The organism is Legionella sp. JM-2024, assembly GCF_055389095.1.
In genome coordinates this window covers 1,623,102-1,646,722 of the sequence record NZ_AP039388.1, presented here as the reverse complement: position 1 = coordinate 1,646,722, position 23,621 = coordinate 1,623,102, and the positions used below count along the sequence as shown (strand labels likewise).

The window sequence follows — 23,621 nt, the reverse complement described above, 5'->3', positions numbered from 1 at the left end:
AGAAGCAGATTATCGAAGTAAACAAATCTTATCAAATGGCAGACTTGCCGTAAACAAACTTTAAGTGACAGCCACTATTGTATAAATTTATCCTTCATACATGATGTTTTTTTGTCCTGTATGAAAAGATTTATCAGATTTTTCTACCAAACCATGAAGCAAAAGTATATACTGATAGACCGCCTTTTCGAAGTAATTTATTCAGGGTTAATGCTATGTCTGAACCACTTATTAAAATCTCACGCAGACAAGCCATTATCTTTGCTAGCTTTTTAGTCTTGTATGAATTTCTTACTTACATTGCCAATGACATGATCATGCCTGGCATGATTAATGTTGTTAAATCGTTTAACGCAGCAGAATCTGTTGTTGCTACATCCCTTACTGTATATATTTTAGGCGGAGCCAGTTTGCAATTCATACTTGGCCCACTATCAGATACCTACGGCAGAAGACCGATGATGTTAGTAGGATCCTGTTTATTCTTTCTGTTTACGCTTTTAATTGCAAGCTCACACTCCATGAATCAATTTTTAATCGCTCGATTCTTCCAGGGAATGGGACTATGTTTCATTGGTGTCATAGGTTATGCGACGATTCAAGAAATATTTGAAGAAATGGATGCCATTCGATTAATTGCTATTATGGCTAACGCAGCAATACTGGCTCCGCTATTGGGGCCTCTTTTGGGAGCTATTATCATTCATTATGCCTCCTGGCGTTTAATTTTTGTCTTTATAGCATTTGGCGCTCTTCTAGCCTATTGGGGATTATGGCGTTTCATGCCTGAACCAATAGGTCAGATTAAAACAGATGGTCAGCTAATAGCCAAAGCTCCTTTTTCATTGAGATCAATAATCCAAAATTATAAGGCTCTGTTATCTAATCCTGCCTTTTGTTATAGCGCCATTGCAGAAGGTCTGGTGGGAATACCATGTATCGCCTGGATTGCTCTTGCGCCAATCATACTCATTGCTGAAGCAAAATTAAGTGTCATTCAATATGGTCTCTGGCAACTACCCATATTTGGAGCAACTATATTAGGCAATTGGTGCTTACATCGATTAACTTATAAATATAAAATCGAAAGAATTATTTTTATAGGTTGTGTCCTCATGGTTATAGGGCTTGCTACAACAGCTCTCCTCCCTTATTTCTATGGCAATAATTACCTGTATTTAATACCAGGGATTATCATTTACTTCTTCTCACTTAGCGTGATTAATGCGCCATTAAATCGATACTGTCTCTTTGTAACCTCTGTAAGTAAGGGTACCGCATCCGCATTAATCAGCTTAAGTATCATGATCATTGGTGCTATTGGTATCGAAGTAGCCAACTTGTTTTACCAACAACATAATAATCTGCATTTTGCAATCTATTGCAATGCAGTTGGAGCTTTGTTTTTACTCTTTATAGGCCTAACTTTTTTTGTAGCATCAAAGAAAAAGTCTGAGATCAGTAAACCTCTTGCATAACCAATGTATTTAAAATGCGTCGTTATTGAAATTATTTTTAAACTCATCCTCATCATTACCCTTTTTTTGTAAATTTGTATTTACAAAAAAGCTGTAATTATTAATAGATGGCGGCTTTTCATTTTTAACTGTATTCAAACCTAGTGCAGGAATAAATTCATGGATGACTTTAAGAGATTCTGGCTTGCTTGCTGCATTATCCAACATCGTATAACCCAGTATGGTTTTAACCTTAACTACGGCCAATCTATCTTGTTCAGGAATAAACCCAAGAATGGTTTTAAGGGATTCAGGGTTGCCTGCTGCCCTATGCAGCACCGTATAACCCAGCCTATTTTGCATCTTAACCGCATCCAATCTATCTTGTTCAGGAATAAGCTCAAGAATGGTTTTAAGGGATTTCGGGTTGTCTGCTGCAGCATGCAACACTGTATTACCATCATGACGTTCCACCTTAACCGCATTCAATCTATCTTGTTCAGGGTAGAGTCTAAGAATGGTTTTAAGAGATTCCGGGGCGCCTGCTGCTTTATACAACACCGTATCATCATAATAATTTTTAACCTGAACGGCATTCAATCTATATTGTTCAGGAATAAGCTCAAGGATAGCTTTTAGAGATTCCGGCTTGTTTGCTGCATAATGCAACACCGTACCACCATCATTATTTTTCACCTGAACAACATTCAATCTATTTTGTTCATGAATAAGCTCCAGAATGATTTTAAAGGATTCCGGTTTGTCTACTGCATTATCCAACACCGTCTTACCCTGTTTACTTTTAACCTGAACGGCATTCAATATATCTTGTTCAGGAATAAGCTCAAAAATGGTTTTAAGGGATTGCGGGTTGCTTACTGCATAATGCAACACCGTATAACCATATTTATTTTGAACTTTAACCGCATCCAATCTACCTTGTTCAGGGTAGAGCCCAAGAATGGTTTTCAAGGATTCCGGTTTTTCTGCTGCAACATGCAATAACATACTATCATTATTATTTTTAACCTGAGCCGCACCCAATCTGTTTTGTTCAGGAATAAGTTCAAGAATGGTTTTAAGAGATTCCGGGGTATCTGTTGCTTTATGCAACACCGTATTACCATATCTATTTTTAACCTTCACTGCATCCAATCTGTTTTGTTCAGGAATAAGCTCAAGAATGGCTTTAAGGGATTCCGGATTGTCTGCTGCAAAATGCAACACCGTATTACCATCATTATCTTTAACCAGAACAACGGCATCCAACCTCTGCTTTTCAGGTATGGATTCGAATGCTTTGGTTACATACAAGGCATTATTGGTAAGAACCGCCCAATGCAGAATATTACCATTTGGGTTGAGTTCCTTGTAATAAGTAATGACGGCAGAGGCCAGTGCGTTCACTTGTTCTGCTGTCAGCCATTTTTGTTTGATTAACTCGGCTATATCGGCTAATGCTTTATCGGGTTCCGTAAGATTGATATTGTTTAATAATTCCCCATATAAGGCGGGCGGGAAATTCATAATCAGACTGATAAACTCAAACGAGTTCTTAGGCGCAATCCCTTGAATGGCTTTTTTAATGAATCTTTCAGGCAGCTTGCGGTAGCCTATATCGTCTTGGGGGAGAGTGATGTGTTTATATTTTTTTTCCAGTTGCTTCAGGCTTTCTTGGGTCATGTGAGCGGGTTGATTAAAAAGTGGTGTGTTTTGATTGGCTTCTACGACAGAGCGTAAATGCATGGCCGCTGTCTCAACACAAGTCCCTTTTTTTATCTCATTATCGATGATGCTGCCTAAACTGCCATGATTGCCTTGAGCGTTTCTTAAATGGTCTTGTATTTCGGAAGGCAAGCTTTCCATAAAAGAATAAAACATATCAATGGCTTCAACAGCAGTTTGGCTCGCAAATTCACTGCCTGTCATCCTCTCGCCACCCAATGTTAATCCTTTGATTAACAGTTCCAGTGCCTCTTTAGGGGCCCTGCCCTGGTTCTTAAAAAGGGCAATATCGTTTTTTAAGGTACTGAGCGCATGATTATGTTCATACAAGGCATCAGCAAGTTTGGGATAGTCTTTCTTTAAGTATTCGTAAAATTTGGCCTGGCTGCGTAACGGAAAATTTTGTATAGACCGAACATCAAAAATCATCTCCCCGCTTATCACATAATGGGACAAATCAGACAAAAGAGCTTCATTTGTCAAATCCGATGTATCTTTTTTTAAGTCCAAAATTGGCTCTATGTCTTTGAATGCTGCTTTAAATGAGCCTGAGAATGTGATGTCTTGTGGAAGCATTACTCGAAGGTGTTTTTTCACATGCGGCGCTATGATAACCAGCATGTCGGACATGGTTTGGGGGTTAAAAACAAGCTCTGCTATTTCCCAATACAGTTGATTGGTTGCAGTAGACGATATTTGGCTAAAGCCAATAGCATCAACTGTACCCTTTTCTCTTTGAGCACATCGTTCTTTAAATCTGGTTTCGAATGTGTCCGGGTTTTCAAGAAGCTCGGATAAATAGGCTATCTCTTGCTCTAACTCCAATTGCAGCACACGCTGCTTCACACTGGCATAATCATGAGGTTCTGAAGACTGAGAGTGTACTAATTCACTCTTTTCTTCTAATAATTTTTTAATAGCATCGATGTCAAGGAATTCAAATTTGTCTTGCATATTTTTCACTTTATTATTTCTGTAAGATTAATTTTGGAAAGAATTATATCTGAACCAATTGAGCAACAAAAGATCTACTTGGCTTTAAATATAAAATAACCTGGCAGTAGAAGCGCGCTTGCTATGATGCATTCCTGCATTAATACAATGTCACGCTCTACGGGAGTATAGAACTCAGCTATAACTATGCTTTGCGTGCAGGATGGGATTCCTTTAACAAGAAGGTTGCAATAAGCAAACTGGCCAGAAAACATAAAGGCATAACCAGCAAAGCAGTTTGATAACTCGATATGCTGTATACATGAGCGCCATTTACAATTCTCCATGATCCTGTCTGTTGCAATATATATCCGACAAGAGGCTGAAAAATAGCGCCACCAATTAATACGGACAAATTATTAAAACCAGATGCCGTTCCAACCAATTCCGAAGTATTGTTCTCTTTAACTACAGCAAAACTTACCGTTTGTCCGCCAGCACCCAAACCTAAAACAAACAGAACAAAATAAGACCAATTATAAGATAGACCGGGCAAATAAAGGATAATCAAAGTAGCAATAAAACCCAAAATGGCACTGATAATCAAGGCGATACGACGGCTTTCCAGTTTATCGCTCAACCAGCCTAATAATGGACTACCAATTCCAATTCCTAGCCAAATCATGCTGCACAGTCCCGATGCAACGACTACACTGACTTGAAATTTTTCTTGTAAAAAAGGAACTCCCCAAAGCGCAGCAAACACCGCAATAGGGGTCCAGATTGCAAAAGCGTAACCACCTATAATCCAAGTGTAACCATGTCTGCATACTGCAACTAATCGCTTCCATTCATCTCTTAAATAATGATCGGGTATTGTCTGGTTTTGCTGATGAGGATAATCACGAATAAAAACCCAGAACAGCGCTGCTAATACAAATCCAGCGCCTGCTAAAATAAAGCTCGCGCTTCTCCAGCCAACCAAATCAATTAATGCCGCCAAAGGCATTTCGCCAAACATTGCACCTACAGAACTCATTAACTGTGCTATTCCTGCAAGGATCGCAAAATAATAAGGTGGGAACCAACGTGAAATAAGCACCAGCACACCAATGAAAGAAAAGGCGGAACCTATTCCGATTAGAAACCTTCCAATACAGGCAGTCAACACACTGTCAGTGGAAGCAAAGAACGCGGAGCCTAAAGCACACAAAATAATTGCAAAAGTCATTAGTTTTCGAGGGCCATAGCGATCATATAATACACCTGCTGGCAATTGTGTTGGGGCATAGGCATAAAAATAAAAGGCTGAAATGATGCCAAAACCTTGGCCAGTTACTCCAAAAGTTTTCATCATCGACTCCGCCATAACGCTCGGTGCTACTTGTAAAATAAATTCATACAAATAGAATGAAGCGGCGAGAAAAAAAATGAAATAAGACGTTGCAAGAGTATTTTTTGCCCCATTTTCTGATGATCTGTTGTAATGTGCGGTCAATTTGCAGTCACTCTGTTAATATTTTCCAAAATTAAACCTTATGACTCTTTAGTTTGTCAACATGAATTTATTATAGGGTATATAGCGCCTAAAATGGCAACACCTTTAGACCCTGTTATTGATGTTAAATCAACTGGTATCCGATTGATAGTTTGTGCAGCAAGCCATGCGAACATCATTGCTTCGAGATAATCAGGACTATGCCCTAAATCTGCTGTACTCTTAACTACTATCCCAGGCAATAAATTTGCTAACGTCTTTTTCAAATGTGTATTATGTGCCCCTCCACCACAAAGATATAACTGTTTTACTTCATCTGATCTATTCAATATCGTTTCAGCTATAGTATGGGCAGTAAGTGCTAACAGAGTTGCCTGAACATCTATTGATTTATAATTCGGTTGTAAATGTTTTTGCAACCAAGACAAAGAAAAATATTCTTTACCTATGCTTTTAGGTGAACCCAGGCGAAAAAATGGATCTTGTAACAAATGCTCAAGAAGAGGTTGTATTATTTCTCCTTTACTAGCCCAAGTACCACTTTCATCAAAGAAAATTCCTTGATTCTTATAAATCCAGGTATCCATAAGACAATTTCCGGGGCCAACATCCCAACCTGCAGTCATTTGATTCTTAACAATAAAAGTGACATTGGCAATGCCTCCAATGTTAACAACAGCAACAGGATCATTCACTTTAGAAAATATCTGCTGATGATAAAGAGGGGCAAAAGGTGCACCCTGACCGCCATTAACCAAATCTCTCGTCCTGAAATCAGCAACTACTGTAATACCAGTTAAAGACGAAATAGTATGGGCACAACCCAATTGTAGAGTATATGGAATATTTCCACTTGTATCATGGCAAACTGTTTGACCATGACTGCCAATAGCCTGAATTTTTTTTGGAGATATTTTTGCCTCAAGCAACAGTTGATTGACAGTTTGTGCAAATTCTCTACCGATGAGGGTATTCAATTGACAAATTGCAGCCAGAGTTAAACTCTTACCAAGAATTAAATCATCCAGCCGTTTTTTAACATCGATGTCGTATTGTTTAGTAATCCCGTAAATCAATTGATTGGAAGGAAGATCCAGCAGAGCGGCATCAATTCCATCCATACTGGTGCCTGACATCAAACCAACATATAAACTCATTGATTGCCCTGAATTTGAGATATGATTTATAGATACTACTAAAACCTTTGACAACAGGCAAAACTTTACTGTTTCAGCTTAGAGGAAATAGACTTCTTTCCAAGCTCGCTGAGAGGAAATGCACTCTCATCAGCTCTCAATATGGTTAAGCTAAAAGTCATCATTCTTTTTGTTTAATATTGAAGCAACTATAAAAATTGTTTGTTGTAATTTCTGCTATTTCCTGAAAATCCATGCCTCTGAGTTGTGCGATAGCTTCTGCGACATGTTTAACCAAAGCAGGATGATTTTGCTTACCGCGATATGGTACCGGGGCTAAATAAGGTGAATCCGTTTCTATCAACATTTTATCCAAGGGTATTTGTCTGGCTACTTCCTGTAACACAGTAGCATTTTTAAAAGTAACTATCCCAGAAAATGATATATAAAAATTCATATCAATCGCTCTTTGAGCAACGTCTAAATCCTCCGCAAAACAATGCATAACACCACCTATTTTTGACGCATTTTCCTCAGCCATCATGAGCAAGGTATCCTCAGCCGCTTGGCGAGTATGAATGATTAACGGTTTCGAGGTCATCAGTGCGGCTTTTATATGCTCTCTAAATCGCTCTCTTTGCAAAACCTGTGCATCTTCAGTAGTGATTCTATAATAATCAAGCCCGGTTTCCCCAATTGCAATACAAGCAGGATTTTGGGCTAATTCACATAACATCTGTGAAGTCACAGGATAATCCATTTCACTGTTAGGATGAACGCCAACCGAAATACTAATATTGGGATAATCTTTAGCCAAACGTTCTAGTTGGGGATAATCACTTAACTCAACACAAACAGACAAAAAATGGCCCACACCATTCTTTTGGGCCTGTTTGATCACTTGAGTAAGATCATTATTGAAATCAGCTAAATCTATAAAATTTAAATGGCAATGCGAATCAACTAGCACGTATGTCCCCCGGATGATAATTGTATTAACGGGCTTGACCTTGGATTAATGTATCAAGTGAATAGGTCTTTCCCGCCTGCACACTGCCATCAAGTTAATGAAACGAGTCTCACGTAGGTTGGGCCTTGGCTCAACAAATAAAAGGTTCAGTGCTACCTCATGTTGGGCCAAGACCCAACTTATTGCCATTAACTTAACGGCAGTGACCCGCATGTGCGGAAAAGATAATGTCTCTTTTGGGAATTTATTATTCTTACATCAATTAGAGGTCATACCCATATTAATTATAATACTAAATAGTATCAGTAATTTGAGATGATTTTAACATCCCGGCCAGATAGGTCTCAATTTTGTTGCATAAATAACGACTGTTTTCGCCTGTAAATTGAATACCGATTCCAGGAGGCTTATTACCCTGTGCCCCTTTGGGAGTAATCCAGACCACTTTACCATCTACTAAATAAGGCTCGTGTTCATTTAGTAGTTTAACCGACAATTCGACAGATTGACCTAAAGGATAAATGTGATGAGTTCTTAAAAAAAGCCCACCACCCTTTACAAATGGCATATAGGACATATATAAAGAAGCTTCATTGGGGAATGAGCAATTTATAAGTTGTGGTTTATCGGTCATAACCCCTCCATTCAATCAATAGGCACTGTCTAAGAAAATCCTATTGGAAGCAACCATTTCCCTAATTTAAGCTGGCTTAGTAAAAAACTCGATTTAATATGACATGAATTAATTACTTTAAGCCTAAATTATAAATTATTTACCAATGTAAATAATAAATCTTCTAATACCAATGTATGATTTATATTCATATTATGGCTTAATTTTTTTAATATATGATTAATTTTATCAATTTGAGTAAAAATCTGAACTGGTTTTAATAATATTGATAATCGAGTTAATTGTTTTATTTCAGAACCAGAATAGATTACTCGGAACAAATGCATGTATTGTAATTGAGAATATATTAAATATAAAAACCACAAAAATGCACTTAATTCGTATTGACTCCACTGAGTAGCTAAAATACATGGGTGTTCTCTTAGTTCAATGATTGCAATCAATCCTTCTAAAATCGATTCTGATTGTTTTAAGATCACAGATCTATCGGACTCTGGAGTATAGTATTTTCCTAAAGCCAATAAATTATTACAAGACAATTCATCAGAAGTAGAAAATCGAGTCATTTGACAACGGCTTAATACAGTGGGCAATATATTACTGAGTTGTTGCGCTAACAAAATAAAGACTGTATGTTTCGATGGCTCTTCCAGAATTTTCAATAATGCATTCGATGCTGCAATATTCATAGACTCTGCAGCCTCAATAATTATCAGTTTATAATCTGACCTTTGTGGCGTTAAAAAGGCGGAATTCTGCAGCCCCCTAATTTGATCAATTTTAATTACCCCTCCAGTTTTTTCGGGTTTAATCCACTCTATATCAGGATGCTCAAAATTTTTAATCATTTGACAATCCACACAGGTCAAACAAGGCTCATTTTGTTTCATCTTGCAAAAGAACAATTGCATTACTTGCACAGTAAATTCTGCAAGACCACAGTGCAAAGGACCAACAAATAATATGGCTTGGGGTATACGTCCCCTTGCCCATGCCGTTTGTATTTTTCGCCACTGTTCCTGATGAGTATTCATATATGACGCTCTAGAAACCCATCAATTGCAGATTGAATATCCTGTTGCACCTGATCCAGGGATCTACTGGCATCAATCATGATGATTTCAGGGTTATCTTTAACTATATTGTGGTATGTTTCGTGTACTCTATGAAAAAATTCAATTGCTTCCTGTTCAATTCTGTCAAATTTACCTCTTGATTTCGCACGAGCCATACCCAGATCAGGGTTAATATCTAAATACAAAGTGAGTTCCGGTTTGAATCCATCTAAAGAGAAAGTCGATAATTTTCTAATAAACTCCATATCCAGCCCACGACCACCACCCTGATAAGCAAAAGTAGAAAGCTCAAATCTATCAGCAATGACCCACAGTCCCTTGCGTAAAGCCGGCTTAATAATTTGTTCAATTAATTGAATTCTTGCGGCATAAAGAAGTAATAATTCACTTCTATCAGCCAGAACATTGTTATACTCAGGGTTTTTGATAATACTTCTTAAAATTTCACCTATTGCTGTCCCACCAGGCTCTCTGGTAGTTATAGTACTAATATTATTTTTGGATAGCAGTTCAACAACCAAATTTACGGCAGTTGATTTACCTGCTCCTTCCAAACCTTCAATTACTATCAACTTCCCAGTTAATGATGGCATTAATAATCCTTACGTCTGTATTGATTAATCGCTTGTCTTTGTTGCTCATAGGTTTCAGAGAATTGATGCGTTCCATTCCCTTTAGCAACAAAATACAAATAATTGGATAATTGCGGGTGAGCGGCAGCCTCAATGGCCTCTTTGCCAACCATTGCTATTGGAGTAGGAGGCAATCCTCTGTTCAGGTAAGAATTATACGGCGATTCAATTAATAAATCATTATGGGATAATTTGCCTTTGTAATCATTTCCAAGTCCATAAATAACTGTTGGATCCATTTGTAATGGCATTTTTTTCTTTAGCCTATTGACCATAACACCTGAGATCAATTTTCTTTCTTGCGCGATTGCCGTTTCTTTTTCAATAATCGAAGCAGCTATGAGTAATTCATAGGGCGTTTTATAAGGTAAATTTGGTGCTCTATTAATCCAGCTAGTATTTAAATAATTCAATAAATCACGATGGGCTTGTTCCAATAAAGCTTTGCTACTACTTCCACCGTGATACTGATAAGTATCTGCGAGGAGTAAGCCTTCTGCACTTGGATAATTTTCCTTAACTATTGCCCAATCATCTGAATGATATTTCAAATAATTAGCTTTTCTTAAGTCATAATCTACTTTTTGTTGGGTAGTTCCTTCAATAATTGTAAAATTTTGTGTAATAACGTCTCCAGCAACTACGCGGCGAAGCAAATCCATCGAGGATTCTCCAGGCTCAATTTGATAAACTCCTGCTTTTAATTGATGAGACAACCCTTCAAAACGAATAATCAATAGGAGAAATTTAGCAGAACTTATTAGATTCTTATCTTGCAAGGTATAGGCAAATTGATAAGCTGATGCCGATTTATCCAAAGTAATAATCGTTGGAGAAGCATTTTTAGGGATGATTGGAGCATACATCAAACGATATATATTCCAAAATACAAACAAGAAAGACATAAAAAACACAGTCAAAATAAGAGTAACCAGTTTTTTATGCCTAGAGAATTGCATTTAGATTCGCTTGAACAATAAGCTACCGTTTGTTCCACCAAAACCAAGCGAATTGCTTAGAACATAATTAATAGTTCTCCGTTGCGGCACATGTGCTACATAATTTAAATCACATCCTTCATCAGGATTATCCAAATTAATTGTAGGTGGCGCAATCTGCTCTCTGATAGCCAAAATACTTATAATTGCTTCAACAGCTCCAGCAGCTCCAAGCAAATGACCAGTCATGGATTTGGTCGAACTAACTGCCAAATCATAAGCATGATTTTGGAAAACGCGCTTAATAGCTTTTGTTTCGTTTAGATCATTCAAATAAGTCGATGTACCATGAGCATTAATATAATCAACTTGTTTAGGATCAATACCGGCATCCTGTATAGCTGCTTCCATTGATCGCGCAGCTCCATCAGCATCTTCATCAGGTGCTGTGATATGGTAAGCATCTCCAGACATGCCAAAACCAACTAATTCAGCATATATTTTTGCTCCACGAGCCTTTGCATGCTCATATTCTTCCAATACCAGAATACCAGCGCCCTCACCCATAACAAAACCATCTCTATCCTTATCCCAAGGTCTAGAGGCTTTTTCAGGTTCATCATTGCGCTTGGATAAAGATCTTACCGCAGAAAACCCTGCAAGGCACAGTGGTGTTGTTGTCATCTCCGCTCCACCGCAAATCATGACATCAGCATCACCATAAGCAATAATACGTCCGGCAAGTCCAATATTATGTGTTCCGGTAGTACATGCGGTCACAACTGAAATATTAGGTCCCTTTAAATTGTGTTTAATAGAAATCTGTCCAGCAACCATATTAATAATACCCGCTGGAATAAAGAACGGTGAAACCTTGCGCGGTCCACCTAAAACCAGTTTATCCTGGTTGTTTGTAATTGTTTGAATACCACCAATACCTGCACCTACTGCAACACCAGTTCGACGAGATAAGGCTTCATCAATTTTCAAACCGGAATCAAGCATCGCTTCATCAGCAGCTGCCATACCGTATTGAGTAAAGACATCCATTTTTCGGGCGTCTTTAATTGGCATGTGATCCTCAACATTAAAATTCTTGACCTTAGCCCAAATTTTAGTTGGGTATTCAGTAGTATCGAAATCCTCTACTAAACCTACCCCACTAACCCCAGCTAAAATATTACGCCAAGTTTCTTCTACATTAAGACCGACAGGAGTAAGCATTCCCATGCCGGTAATAACCACACGCCGATTATTCAATGAGAACTCCTCGAAAAAATTAAGCTTCTTCTTTATTTAAGTTAGATTCAATATAATCAATTGCTTCTTGAATAGTAGTAATTTTCTCAGCTTTTTCATCAGGAATTTCTGTTTCAAATTCTTCTTCAAGAGCCATAACTAACTCCACTGTATCCAAGGAATCAGCTCCTAGATCATCAACAAATGATGCATCATTTTTTAATTCTTCTTCCTTAACACCCAATTGTTCAACAACAATCTTACGAACACGATCTTCAACTGTACTCATAACGTAATTTTCCTCTTTCGGTTGATAGAAATTATTAAATACTGACGGCTAGTTTATTCAATTATACAGATAACGCAAGTGCATTTAACTCATATACATACCGCCATTGACATGAATTGTTTCACCTGTGATATATTTTGCGCTGTCTGATGCTAGAAAAGCTACAGCATCAGCCACATCTTCCGGCTGCCCTAATTTACGCATAGGAATTCTTTTTAGCATTTCTTCTTTTACTATGTCTGGTAAAGCAGTAGTCATATCTGTGTCAATAAAACCTGGTGCTACCACATTTACAGTAATTCCTCTACTACCAATTTCCTGTGCCAGAGATTTAGAAAAACCAACCACCCCGGCCTTGGCTGCAGTATAGTTTACTTGTCCGGAATTACCACTGGCTCCTACAACAGAACCTATAGAAATTATTCTTCCCCAACGAGCTCTGAACATAGGTTTTAAACAGGCTTTGGTAAGTCTATAAATAGAATTCAAATTTGTTTCGATTACTTTGTACCACTCATCATCATCCATGCGCAATAATAAATTATCAGCAGTGATGCCTGCGTTATTCACGAGGACAGAGGGACATTGATCATTATCAGACAATGTAGACATCAAATTTTCTACTTGTTCAGTACTGGTTACATCCAAAATGACACCTTTGCCTGCCAGTTTTTCTTTTTCAAAAAAGGAATTAATAGAAGCAGCACCATGTTCAGTAGTTGCTGTTCCAAAAACAAAAGCACCATTCCTTGCCAGTTTCGCTGCAATAGCATGACCAATACCACGACTGGCACCGGTAACTAATGCAATTTTACCTTCTAAATTGATCATTTAGTTTCCTCTCAAACTGGAATATGTAAGCGTTCTATGACTTGATCAAGACTGATGGTGTCATAAACACTAATAGTAGTTAAACTTCTTTCAATTCGTTTTATCAAACCATTAAGAACTTTCCCAGGTCCACATTCCACTATCAGCTCAATACCACGTTGTTGAATTAACTGAACTGTTTCAACCCAACGAACGGGACTATATAATTGTTCTTTAAGTTTTTCTTTTATATGTTGAGCAGAATTATAAATACTTAAATCAACATTGCTTATCACATCCACTGAAGGCGTTGTAAACTCTACTCGGGCAAGACTTTCAGAAAATAACTCCGCAGCTTCTCTCAACAAAGGACAGTGACAAGGTACGCTCACCGGAATTATCATTGCCAATCTGGCATCTGCATCTTCTGCCAATTGAATGAGTTGATCAACTGCTGATCTATGCCCTGCTACAACAACTTGTCCTATGGCATTATAATTAGCTGGAGTCACGAGATGACTCGCAGAGCTGGCTTGCTCGCATAAAGAACGAACCTGCTCATCAGACAAACCGACTACGGCAGCCATGGCTCCCTCACCGAGAGGAATCGCATTTTGCATTACCTGCCCCCTACGGGCTACTAATTGAGCTGCTTCTTTTAAAGATAAAGAATTAGCACAAACCAAAGCAGCATATTCTCCCAAACTGTGCCCTGCCATCACTTGTGGTTGAGGTATTCCCAGTTGCATTAATAATCGATAAACCGCAACATCAGCGGTTAACATGGCCACCTGTGTGTATTCTGTTTGATTGAGTTTTTCCTCAGGTCCATTCTGAACCAAATCCCACAGGTCGTAACCTACGGCATCCGAAGCTTCCGCAAAAACATCCGTTATAATGGAGTATTGTGGTATAAAATCTGACAACATACCCACAGATTGCGATCCCTGCCCTGGAAATACAAATGCTGTTTTTACCATAATAGAATTAACCCTTATTAACTAATTTTAGTAACGAATCACCATAGCACCCCAGGTCATTCCACCACCAAAGGATTCAATTAATAATATTTCATCCCTTTTAATCTGATTATTTCTAATGGAATAATCAAGAGCCAAAGGAATAGACGCAGCTGATGTGTTGCCCTGGTTACCAATTGTAACAATGACATGTGACATAGGGAGAGATAATTTTTTAGCTATGGCTTGTATAATACGTATATTAGCCTGATGAGGTATCAACCAGTTAATATCAGATTTTTTTAAATGACTTGCTTCTAGCACTTCATCAACAATATTACCCATAATATTAACAGCAATTTTAAATACTTCATTGCCTCGCATTCCAATCGTTGCTCGTTCTTGTTCAAAAGTTGAATTACGAAGAACTAACAATTTGTCAGAATCATAAGCCGAATGCAGAACACTCCCCATGATCCCTTCACGATCGCTTGCACTTAATACAACTGCACCAGCTCCATCGCCGAATAAAACACAAATAGATCGGTCAGTCCAATCAATTGCCCTCGACATACTTTCACTACCTACCACGAGAACATGCTTAGCAGCGCCCGTAGCAATATACTGTTTTGCTACATCCATCGCGTATACAAAACCACTGCATGCCGCACCAATATCAAAAGCAGGAATAGGTCTTTTGATTCTTAACGCATGTTGCACATGACAAGCAACGCTAGGGAAAAAGTAATCAGGAGTACAAGTAGCTACCAATATCAAATCAATTTCTTCAGCATCAAGACCTGATGCTGCCAGAGCTCGCTCTGCCGCTTTGGAAGCCATAAAAGACGTTGTTTCATGTTCTTGAGCTACACTACGACTACTAATGCCAGTTCTGGTCACTATCCACTCATCACTCGTATCAAGCATGGTCTCCAGTTCAGCATTAGTGATTTGTTTTTCTGGAGAGTAACTCCCAGTGCCATTGATAACAGCATTCTTCATAACAACAATCCTTGATTTATAAAATCATTTATTTGATCACGTACTAAATCGACAACATTATTTTTTACTTCAAGAACAGCTTGTTCAATAGCATGTTGAAAACCTATTTCATTTGCTCCACCATGACTCTTGACCACTATACCATTTAATCCAAGCAAACTGGCGCCATTATATCGTGACGGGTCTAAACGATTTTTTAAATGTTTTAAGGCCGGTAAAGCAATAAAACCTGCAATTTTTGTTAGCCAATTTCTGCCAAAAGATTCTTTGAGGACAGTTAATAAAAGTTTTGCCAAACCTTCACTGGCTTTTAGGGCAACATTCCCAACAAATCCATCACATACTACTAAATCCACATCACCAATATAAAAATGATCGCCCTCGACATACCCCACATAATTCATAACAGAGCACTCTGCTAACATATGTGCAGTACGTTTCACTTGATCATTACCCTTAATTTCTTCAACACCAATATTAAGTAGACCAATTTTAGGTTTAGGCTTATTTTCTATTGCTTGTATTAAGGCTGAGCCCATCACAGCAAACTGAAATAAATGCTCCGCACAGGAATCAACATTAGCTCCCAAATCAATAACTCTTGTTTTACCACCCATAGTGGGTAATTCAGACACTATCGCCGGGCGATCAATTCCTGGTAAAGTCTTCAGTACATATCGGGCAGTAGCCATTAGAGCCCCCGTATTGCCCGCGCTAACACAGGCTTGTGCAGTACCTTCCTTAACCAGATTAATTGCTATCCTCATGGAGGAATCTTTTTTATTTCGTAAAGCATGAGATGGCAATTCATCCATTGTAACGACTTCAGAGGCATGAACAATAGTAAATTGCTGAGAGGATAACATGCCATATTTTTTCAAAGCGGCACTGATCTTGTCTTGAACACCCACAAGCATTAGTTTCAAATCAGGATTGTTTTTAGCGGCACGAACACAGGCAGGAATCACAATGTCTAATCCATGATCCCCACCCATCGCATCAATTGCAATGGTGATATTTTTCAAGAAAGTTACTCTTGTTCGTAAGCGGTTTCAGCGTCAATAATTTTTTTGCCTCTGTAGTATCCATCAGGTGTCATATGATGACGCAGATGTGTTTCACCTGTTGTTGAATCCACAGACAAAGTAGGCTTGGTTAATGCGTCATGAGAACGTCTCATATCACGACGTGAGCGTGATTTTTTATTTTGTTGTACGGCCATTGTATTACTCCTAAACAAATTGCATTCATAAGGCGGGAATATTACCGATATTTTAACTTCAATCCAAGTATTAATTGTCAAAATATCAATAAGTTTCTTTTCCCCCAGTTAAAATTTCGTTAATTTCGCCACCACATGTATTGATCTCCGGGTGTGTTTGAGGAGCATATAGATGCAACTCATCCACAACCAATTCATTTAAATCAACATGCCAATTGGAAGAAACGATACACTCATACTGACTTAATAGCTGTTCTGCTCTTTCATCATTACGACAAACAGCAATAATGGTGGAATTATCATAGCATACAGTGAAGTCTTCCATACATCGTTGGCAAACACTATTCAAATCACCTTGCACTCTTAGATAAATAAGATAAAAATCATCCTTCGCCTCAACACGATAGGAGGCGTGCAAATGACATATGGGTTTAATAAATGAAGGTAATCGTTCACTTAATGTAAAGTCTTTTTCTTGTTGGCCTTGCTTAGCCAACTCTTGCAAATGAATCATAAATAATCATCCAAAGTCCAGTTTTAATCGTCCTTTAAGTACTGTCGTATCGTTTTTACATACCTGCATAAAAGCATTTTGGTTTTTAATCCCGATAAGGCTAAAACATTAACTAAAACTTAAAAGTGTTATATTATCCAATTATATGTAAAAAATATCAACTTATTGGGTAAACCATGCAAAGTACCATGTTTGCCAGAGCACCGATTGTTTTAATTTTATCCAGATCTATGTTGACATTTTCAATCCCAATATTCCTTTAATTAACCTATCCCTACGTACTGCAGCTTGTCCTTATCCAAATGATGTTATGCATGGTTTCGAGCCTATACCGCACACAAGGCGCGGGATGCAATTTCTAGATCGAATTGTCAAAACACCTTGGAAAATAATCTCCCTACCTAAGTGCCCGGTTTTATGTCCACACAAGAGGTGCCTTTCTACAGTGTAAAAAATTTGTTAAAATTGCCCATCTTAATCATGTTTACCATTCAAAAAATCGGTACAAACCACTTATGAAAGCTAAAGTTATTGTTGGTATGTCTGGAGGAGTTGACTCTTCTGTTGCAGCCTGGTTATTACAAAAGCAAGGATACCAGGTTGAAGGCCTGTTTATGAAAAATTGGGAACAGGACGATACTGACAATTTTTGTCCTGCTGCAAAAGATTTAGCAGATGCCCAAGCTGTTTGCAATCAATTACGCATACCATTAAATACCGTAAATTTTTCAAAACAATACTGGGATAAAGTATTTGCCCATTTTTTGAATGAATATGAAAAAGGAAGAACTCCAAATCCTGATGTATTATGCAATAAAGAAATCAAATTTAATGCCTTTTTAAATCATGCTTTAAGTTTGGGAGCTGACTACATAGCTACTGGCCATTATGCTAAAAATACAACGGAAGGATCTATCGGCTACTTATTTAAAGCAAAAGACAGAGAAAAAGATCAAACTTATTTTCTTCATGCAGTTGAACCTGAAGCATTAGCTAAAACTCTTTTTCCAGTGGGTGATTTTACAAAGCCACAAATTAGGGAATTTGCCAAGGGGCTTGGTCTTGTAACTCATGCCAAAAAGGATTCTACGGGAATTTGCTTTATAGGTGAAAAGAGGTTTAAAAATTTTCTTAACGAATTCATACTGGCTAAACCCGGAGAAATAAAAAGCACCGAAGGAAAAACGCTAGGTCAACATGACGGGCTCATGTTTTACACTTTAGGGCAACGCCAAGGATTGGGTATTGGAGGATTACAAAATTCGACCGACGAACCGTGGTATGTTGTTGATAAGGACGTATCAAACAACATCCTTTATGTGGCACAGGGCAGTCAACATCCAATGCTCTACGCCCAAGGCTTAATATGCGGCTCCATTCACTGGTTGGCAGACTGTCAGAATAATTTGCCATTAACCTGTTTCGCCAAAACCAGATACAGACAAACAGAACAAGCGTGTATGATTTCCCCCCCAGACAATAATCAACACTATGTCATGTTTTCAAGTCCACAACGCGCAATTACTCCAGGGCAATTCATTGTATTTTATGAAAAAAACCAATGCCTTGGTGGCGCTACGATAGAGCAAATTATTAGATAATTTGCGGAAAGAAGCTATCCACCACAAAACAAAATCATGCTTTAATAAATACATTGTAATCAGTCTGACCCAGGCAAAGAATCCCCAACAAATAAGAAACGAGTTTCAATATTAGAAATCCTTCACGATCTTCAGAATGACATAAATTTGGTATTAAAATATACTTTCATTCAATTTCTATCAAATAGATCAATATGGTGTCATTATGTTTGTTTTTTGATAATTTTAATGTAAAATCACACTTCATTATTCTATTTGATGGGAATTCAAAATGCCTTTTTTCAATACCGATGCCATTAAAAAATTATTAGAAGAAAAGAGGCAATTAGTACACATCCAGTCTTCAGAGCCCCATGATTATGCCAGTGTGAAGCAGCGTGTGCTGCAATTGGAGTTAGAGCAAGAGATAACTTATTTATCCGAGCTTCTTGAAACCCCTGACACATTCGAAACCCGGTTTAAAGAACGATGTGCTCAAAGAGAAAAGGATATAGTCGATGCCATTGGCTTTAATCAAATATCGTCTACCGCAACCAATCAACTGTATTGGGAAATAGCGAGACTTGTTTTTAATCCCAAAACCATGTCCGGTATGTTGGCTATCATAGCGCCACATGTGAAAAAACAATTTCAAGTAACGCTTTCACAAGACATCTCAGTCCCATTAAAAAAAGCGAAACTGGAAGGCATAGAGCCGATTTTGGATTTAAAGGAAAATACATCCAAATTAGAAAAAGAACCGCTTCTATCTGATTTGTCACATTATGTCATAAGCAGTGAGATAATTTTTGATGTTCGGCATATACAAAATTTCCCGCTACGCAGTCAGACCAAATTATATGACTACTTAAAGAAAGACTATCCCGAGCTTACCGATGCCTTGTATGAACATAACCAGGCGCTAAGAACCTTTAAAGACGATATCGCCCTTTTTAAGAATCAAGGGACGACTCCCAAGGAGGCACTGGAGCTGTTAATCAAAGGATTGACTTTGGGCGGGGAAAGGATGACTGGCAGTGAATACGCGAGCCAAACTGCTGTTGAAGCCATTGATACGTTTTATTCTTTTATGGAAAGCTTGCCTTCCGAAACGCAAGACCATTTAAGAAACGCTCAAGGCAACCATGGCAGTTTAGGCAAAATCCTTGATGATGAACTAAAAAAAGGGGCTTGTGTTGAGACAGCAGCCATGCATTTACGCTCCGTCGTAGAAGCCAATCACAACACACCGCTATTCAACCAACCCGCTCACATGACCAAAGAAAGCCTGAAGCAACTGGAAAAAAAATACAAACAGATTACTACCCTGCAAGACGATACCGGTTACCACAAATTGCCTGAAGGACTCATTAGAAAAGCCATTCAAGGCATCGCACCCAAGAACTCCTTTGAATTCATCAGCCTCATTATGAATTTCCCGCCAGCCTTATATGGGGAATTATTAAAAAACATCAACCTCACGAAACCCGATAAAGCGTTAGCCGATATAGCCGAGTTAATCAAACAAAAATGGCTGACCACTGAGCAAGTCGATGCACTGGCCACTGCAGTCATTAGCTATTACAAAGCACTCAACCCCAATGGCAATATTCTGCATTGGGCGGTTCTTACAAATAATGCTTTGTATGTAAACAAAGCACTTGAATCCATACCTGAAAAGCAGAGATTGGATGCCATTAAAGTTAAAGATAAACTAGGTAAGACGGTGTTGCATAATGCAGCAAAAAACACGGAATCCCTTAAAATCATTCTTGAGTTGATTCCTGCGCAAGATAGACTGGATACCGTTCAGATTAAAAATGAGTATGGTAATACAATGTTGCATAATGCAGCAAGAAACCCGGAATCCCTATCCCTTAAAACCATTCTTGAGCTGATTCCTGAAAAAAATAGACTGGATGCCGTTAAGGTTAAAAATAATGATGGTAGTACGGTGTTGCATTTTGCAGCAAACCACCCGGAATCCCTTAAAATCATTCTTGATCTCTATCCTGAACAAGATAGATTGTTTGCCGTTATGGTTAAAGATAAAGATGGTAATACGCTGTTGCATTATGCAGCAAGCTACCACCTGGAATCCCTTAAAGCCATTCTTGAGCTTATTCCTGAACAACGTAGATTGGATGTCGTTATGGTTGTAGATAAAAATGGTCATACGGTGTTGGATTATGCAAGAGGCAAACCAGAATTCCTTAAAGACATTCTTAAGCTTATTCCTGAAAAAAGTCGATTGGATGCAGTGAAGTTTAATAAAGTGTTGCATGATGCAACAGACAACCCGGAATTCCTTAAAGACATTCTTGAGCTTATTCCTGAACAAGATAGATTGGATGCCATTAAGATTAAAAGTAATTTTGGTCATACGGTATTGCATAATGCAGCAGACAAACCTGACTCCCTAAAGATCCTTCTTGAGTTTATTCCTGAAAAAAATAGATTGGATGCCATTAAGGTTAAAAATAATGTTGGTGATACAGTGTTGCATGCTACAGCAAACAACCCGGGATCCCTTAAAACCATTCTTGAACTTATTCCTGAACAAGATAGATTGGATGCGGTTAAGGTTGGAAATGGATGGGATAAAACGGTGTTGCATAAAGCAACAGACAAACCGGAATCCCTTAAAACCATTCTTGAGTTAATTCCTGAACAAGATAGATTGGATGCCGTTCAGGTTAAAGATCATTTTGGTAATACAGTGTTGCATGACGCAGAAGGCAAGCCAAACTCCCTAAAAATCCTTCTTGAGCTTATTCCTGAGCTGAGCAGAGAACAAGAGTATACCTATAATACCAATACCTTCTTTAAGAAAAGCCAGCCGACAAAATCCTCCGAGGAATTGACCAATCTGGAGCCCCCCGCGCAATCATGTCAAATTATATGAGCGGTTGATCTATACTTAAAAAGCTATGGATAAACTGCTTGCTTTTAACACGAGGCCGCTTGGTGGCCTTTATTATGTATTGTATTCATCTAATAAACCACACTCTTTTCAGACTCTGATTAGTTTCAAGCACTACGAAACAATCAGTATTGTTGGTATAATAACTAATAATAGCAATTGTTTTGGAGTTCACTATGGCAGCTGTAGATCTATCCACAAATACTTCAGATATACATTTTTCTGTGAGTGCTGCGGATAAAGTCGCAGAACTAATCAAAGAAGAAGATAATTCCAATTTGAATTTACGTGTTTCAATTACCGGTGGTGGATGTTCTGGTTTTCAATATGGATTTAGCTTCGATGAACAGATTAATGAGGACGATACCATCGTAATACAACAATGCTCCGATGGAAAATCTTCTGTAAAGTTACTGGTTGATTCAATGAGCTATCAGTATTTGCATGATGCCGAAATTGATTACATCAAAGGAATTCAAGGTGAGCAATTTGTCATACGTAATCCTAACGCAAAAACCACTTGTGGTTGTGGATCATCATTTAGCATTGACGATGAAGAGGATTTATAAAAAAAATCACTGCCTATATTAAGACAGTGATTTTAGTCTTTTACGGATGAACTGCTTATTATTCTCAAGCAAGTCGTGTAGGACCAGGTGATGGAAAGTTAAGTTCAGTTAATTTACTGTCAAGTGTTCTTGCCCAGTCTCGTAATGACTTACATGTTTCGACTTTGCTCACTCTAAAAAACTTATCATCCAAACCTGTTTCTTTTAATTTTGCTCGTAAATTGTCATCTATTCCCTTTAATATACAACGTTTGGCACTACTGGCGCAGTTATTAAAAAGAAACGAATAGTTTTGCTCACGCTCTTCCTGCATAGCCTTCAATATTTTGACTTCATCCACATAATAAGGTAATCCACTCTCAGCAGTTGGCAACGATACAGTGTAGTCAGGGTGCCTGCCTTCCGTAAGATCACGGCTCTTGACGTATTGTTCTTTGCGAGAAGTATACTCTTTACGACGGCGTGCTTCAGCTTGTAATTCCTTTAAATCATTTTCATCCCTGCCATTTATTTTAGTATCCAATTTTATCAAGTCTTCTTCATGATGTTTGATTGCTGTTTCAATTTTTTTCAGACGTTTTTCAAGATTTTGTACGTCCTCATTATAAGTTAGCTCAGTTTTTGACATTAAGTCACGTATTTCCAGCTGAGAACTTAACATAGGCTCACGGTCTTTTTTTAATTTATCTAACTTAATATTAAGATTACTTAATTGTTCTTTCGTTTTAGGATCGGGATTTTGTAATTTACTCAGATAACTTACAGTTCGTTCTGTAGCGGTAATTTGGCTATTTATTTTACTCAAATCAAGTTCTATTTTGGCTAATTGCTTCTTTAAATCTTTTAATTGGATTTGATGAGTGTTGGTTAATTGCTTCTCTTGTTTAATCAAGTCCTCTTTTTCTAAATGTAGTTTCTTAAGCTCTTCTGTAAAAATCATTCTTTTCTCAAAATTTACTTCCAGATCTGAAACTTCAATGACAAAATCCAAATCCTTTTTCTTTTCCTTATCAATTGTATCTAAAGCAGATGAGCGATGTACAATAGATGTTGGAGTTAATGAATCTTCAGCAATCATATCGTCTTCGTGGGTCTTAAATTTTGGTTTCACTCCTTTGCCTTTAAAAGTCTCGGATTTAGTTGGTCTCTCATCTGGCCAGAAACTGTGCGCAACGACATCGCTTTTTACCATGGTCGGTTTCAAATGAGAAGATTCTATATTTGAAGACATCGGATTAGCAGTAGTTACTGGGGTAGAAATCGTACGTAACGTTTTTTTAGCGCCTAATTCTGCAGCATGTTGCTCAACAAAATCAAAACTTTCTTTTGAGCGTTCATCAATTTCTACTTTTAAATTGACATGCCCAACATTTTCCCCTTTAGACTCAGATGCCAAAAGCGGCCCAAAAAATTTATGTTTAATTTGCCTCTTAAATAAAACGGTAGTTGATACCCAAATATTTACTTCTATCATAATACAACTCTAAATTTATAAAATTAATAAAACATACTAAT

At 37.9% G+C, this 23,621-nt stretch carries 21 protein-coding genes; 4 read left to right on the top strand and 17 right to left on the bottom strand.

What is annotated here, in order from left to right:
- Window positions 1–215: 215 nt before the first annotated feature.
- Window positions 216–1,478, top strand: coding sequence for an MFS transporter (locus ACZ5EK_RS07305; protein ID WP_464432272.1), 1,263 nt, complete (start codon window positions 216–218; stop codon window positions 1,476–1,478).
- A 9-nt stretch (window positions 1,479–1,487) separates the two neighbouring features.
- Here ACZ5EK_RS07305 and ACZ5EK_RS07300 read toward each other — a convergent pair whose 3' ends face one another.
- From ACZ5EK_RS07300 to ACZ5EK_RS07225, 16 genes are all read right to left on the bottom strand, one after another.
- The gene (locus tag ACZ5EK_RS07300; protein ID WP_464432271.1) at window positions 1,488–4,136 is read right to left on the bottom strand and encodes a hypothetical protein; all 2,649 of its coding nucleotides are present in this window, start codon (window positions 4,134–4,136) and stop codon (window positions 1,488–1,490) included.
- A 184-nt stretch (window positions 4,137–4,320) separates the two neighbouring features.
- A complete protein-coding gene (locus tag ACZ5EK_RS07295; protein ID WP_464432270.1) occupies window positions 4,321–5,613 on the bottom strand; it encodes an MFS transporter in 1,293 nt (430 codons plus the stop codon).
- A gap of 56 nt (window positions 5,614–5,669) precedes the next feature.
- Entirely contained in the window at window positions 5,670–6,770 is a 1,101-nt protein-coding gene (locus tag ACZ5EK_RS07290) for an anhydro-N-acetylmuramic acid kinase (RefSeq protein WP_464432269.1), read from the bottom strand.
- 160 nt (window positions 6,771–6,930) lie between these two features.
- Window positions 6,931–7,719, bottom strand: coding sequence for a TatD family hydrolase (locus ACZ5EK_RS07285; RefSeq protein ID WP_464432268.1), 789 nt, complete (start codon window positions 7,717–7,719; stop codon window positions 6,931–6,933).
- A gap of 292 nt (window positions 7,720–8,011) precedes the next feature.
- Complete coding sequence (locus ACZ5EK_RS07280; protein ID WP_464427380.1) at window positions 8,012–8,353, bottom strand: PilZ domain-containing protein; 342 nt, start codon at window positions 8,351–8,353, stop codon at window positions 8,012–8,014.
- A gap of 128 nt (window positions 8,354–8,481) precedes the next feature.
- A complete protein-coding gene (locus ACZ5EK_RS07275; protein WP_464432266.1) occupies window positions 8,482–9,387 on the bottom strand; it encodes a DNA polymerase III subunit in 906 nt (301 codons plus the stop codon).
- A complete protein-coding gene (tmk, locus tag ACZ5EK_RS07270; RefSeq protein WP_464432264.1) occupies window positions 9,384–10,022 on the bottom strand; it encodes a dTMP kinase in 639 nt (212 codons plus the stop codon). Before tmk ends, ACZ5EK_RS07275 begins: the two co-directional genes overlap by 4 nt.
- Entirely contained in the window at window positions 10,022–11,020 is a 999-nt protein-coding gene (mltG, locus tag ACZ5EK_RS07265) for an endolytic transglycosylase MltG (protein WP_464432263.1), read from the bottom strand. The genes tmk and mltG overlap by 1 nt, the downstream gene beginning before the upstream one ends.
- A complete protein-coding gene (gene fabF, locus ACZ5EK_RS07260) occupies window positions 11,021–12,259 on the bottom strand; it encodes a beta-ketoacyl-ACP synthase II (protein WP_464432261.1) in 1,239 nt (412 codons plus the stop codon). It lies immediately after the preceding gene.
- Window positions 12,260–12,278: 19 nt separating this feature from the next.
- Window positions 12,279–12,527, bottom strand: a complete 249-nt coding sequence (gene acpP / locus ACZ5EK_RS07255) for an acyl carrier protein (RefSeq protein ID WP_018576556.1) — start codon at window positions 12,525–12,527, stop codon at window positions 12,279–12,281.
- An 84-nt stretch (window positions 12,528–12,611) separates the two neighbouring features.
- Window positions 12,612–13,358 (bottom strand): 3-oxoacyl-ACP reductase FabG, encoded by a 747-nt coding sequence (fabG, locus tag ACZ5EK_RS07250; RefSeq protein ID WP_464427374.1) that lies wholly within the window; start codon window positions 13,356–13,358, stop codon window positions 12,612–12,614.
- A gap of 11 nt (window positions 13,359–13,369) precedes the next feature.
- Window positions 13,370–14,317: an ACP S-malonyltransferase gene (fabD, locus tag ACZ5EK_RS07245; protein ID WP_464432258.1), complete on the bottom strand. Its 948-nt coding sequence runs from the start codon at window positions 14,315–14,317 to the stop codon at window positions 13,370–13,372.
- 27 nt (window positions 14,318–14,344) lie between these two features.
- Window positions 14,345–15,298 (bottom strand): beta-ketoacyl-ACP synthase III, encoded by a 954-nt coding sequence (locus ACZ5EK_RS07240; RefSeq protein WP_464432256.1) that lies wholly within the window; start codon window positions 15,296–15,298, stop codon window positions 14,345–14,347.
- Window positions 15,295–16,323: a phosphate acyltransferase PlsX gene (gene plsX, locus ACZ5EK_RS07235; protein ID WP_464432254.1), complete on the bottom strand. Its 1,029-nt coding sequence runs from the start codon at window positions 16,321–16,323 to the stop codon at window positions 15,295–15,297. The genes ACZ5EK_RS07240 and plsX overlap by 4 nt, the downstream gene beginning before the upstream one ends.
- Window positions 16,324–16,328: 5 nt before the next feature.
- Window positions 16,329–16,520, bottom strand: coding sequence for a 50S ribosomal protein L32 (gene rpmF, locus ACZ5EK_RS07230; protein ID WP_464432252.1), 192 nt, complete (start codon window positions 16,518–16,520; stop codon window positions 16,329–16,331).
- A gap of 85 nt (window positions 16,521–16,605) precedes the next feature.
- Window positions 16,606–17,034, bottom strand: a complete 429-nt coding sequence (locus ACZ5EK_RS07225) for a YceD family protein (protein WP_464432249.1) — start codon at window positions 17,032–17,034, stop codon at window positions 16,606–16,608.
- A 515-nt stretch (window positions 17,035–17,549) separates the two neighbouring features.
- On the opposite strand from ACZ5EK_RS07225, the gene mnmA reads away from it, so the two are divergent.
- The 3 genes from mnmA to erpA all read left to right on the top strand — a co-directional run bounded on the left by mnmA (window position 17,550) and on the right by erpA (window position 22,106).
- Window positions 17,550–18,635 (top strand): tRNA 2-thiouridine(34) synthase MnmA, encoded by a 1,086-nt coding sequence (mnmA, locus tag ACZ5EK_RS07220; RefSeq protein ID WP_464432247.1) that lies wholly within the window; start codon window positions 17,550–17,552, stop codon window positions 18,633–18,635.
- A 271-nt stretch (window positions 18,636–18,906) separates the two neighbouring features.
- Window positions 18,907–21,519, top strand: a complete 2,613-nt coding sequence (locus tag ACZ5EK_RS07215) for an ankyrin repeat domain-containing protein (RefSeq protein WP_464432244.1) — start codon at window positions 18,907–18,909, stop codon at window positions 21,517–21,519.
- A gap of 194 nt (window positions 21,520–21,713) precedes the next feature.
- Window positions 21,714–22,106, top strand: coding sequence for an iron-sulfur cluster insertion protein ErpA (gene erpA, locus ACZ5EK_RS07210; protein WP_464432242.1), 393 nt, complete (start codon window positions 21,714–21,716; stop codon window positions 22,104–22,106).
- Window positions 22,107–22,170: 64 nt separating this feature from the next.
- Here the strand turns inward: erpA and ACZ5EK_RS07205 are convergent, their stop codons facing one another.
- Window positions 22,171–23,580, bottom strand: a complete 1,410-nt coding sequence (locus ACZ5EK_RS07205) for a hypothetical protein (protein ID WP_464432240.1) — start codon at window positions 23,578–23,580, stop codon at window positions 22,171–22,173.
- Between the last annotated feature and the right edge of the window lie 41 nt (window positions 23,581–23,621).

Bases quoted from the DNA above. Each gene is read 5' to 3' on its own strand.
- ACZ5EK_RS07305 (WP_464432272.1), top strand. From the start codon at position 216: ATGTCTGAACCACTTATTAAAATCTCACGCAGACAAGCCATTATCTTT.
- ACZ5EK_RS07300 (WP_464432271.1), bottom strand. From the start codon at position 4,136: ATGCAAGACAAATTTGAATTCCTTGACATCGATGCTATTAAAAAATTA.
- ACZ5EK_RS07290 (WP_464432269.1), bottom strand. From the start codon at position 6,770: ATGAGTTTATATGTTGGTTTGATGTCAGGCACCAGTATGGATGGAATT.
- ACZ5EK_RS07280 (WP_464427380.1), bottom strand. From the start codon at position 8,353: ATGACCGATAAACCACAACTTATAAATTGCTCATTCCCCAATGAAGCT.
- ACZ5EK_RS07275 (WP_464432266.1), bottom strand. From the start codon at position 9,387: ATGAATACTCATCAGGAACAGTGGCGAAAAATACAAACGGCATGGGCA.
- tmk (WP_464432264.1), bottom strand. From the start codon at position 10,022: ATGCCATCATTAACTGGGAAGTTGATAGTAATTGAAGGTTTGGAAGGA.
- mltG (WP_464432263.1), bottom strand. From the start codon at position 11,020: ATGCAATTCTCTAGGCATAAAAAACTGGTTACTCTTATTTTGACTGTG.
- acpP (WP_018576556.1), bottom strand. From the start codon at position 12,527: ATGAGTACAGTTGAAGATCGTGTTCGTAAGATTGTTGTTGAACAATTG.
- fabG (WP_464427374.1), bottom strand. From the start codon at position 13,358: ATGATCAATTTAGAAGGTAAAATTGCATTAGTTACCGGTGCCAGTCGT.
- fabD (WP_464432258.1), bottom strand. From the start codon at position 14,317: ATGGTAAAAACAGCATTTGTATTTCCAGGGCAGGGATCGCAATCTGTG.
- ACZ5EK_RS07240 (WP_464432256.1), bottom strand. From the start codon at position 15,298: ATGAAGAATGCTGTTATCAATGGCACTGGGAGTTACTCTCCAGAAAAA.
- rpmF (WP_464432252.1), bottom strand. From the start codon at position 16,520: ATGGCCGTACAACAAAATAAAAAATCACGCTCACGTCGTGATATGAGA.
- ACZ5EK_RS07225 (WP_464432249.1), bottom strand. From the start codon at position 17,034: ATGATTCATTTGCAAGAGTTGGCTAAGCAAGGCCAACAAGAAAAAGAC.
- mnmA (WP_464432247.1), top strand. From the start codon at position 17,550: ATGAAAGCTAAAGTTATTGTTGGTATGTCTGGAGGAGTTGACTCTTCT.
- ACZ5EK_RS07215 (WP_464432244.1), top strand. From the start codon at position 18,907: ATGCCTTTTTTCAATACCGATGCCATTAAAAAATTATTAGAAGAAAAG.
- erpA (WP_464432242.1), top strand. From the start codon at position 21,714: ATGGCAGCTGTAGATCTATCCACAAATACTTCAGATATACATTTTTCT.
- ACZ5EK_RS07205 (WP_464432240.1), bottom strand. From the start codon at position 23,580: ATGATAGAAGTAAATATTTGGGTATCAACTACCGTTTTATTTAAGAGG.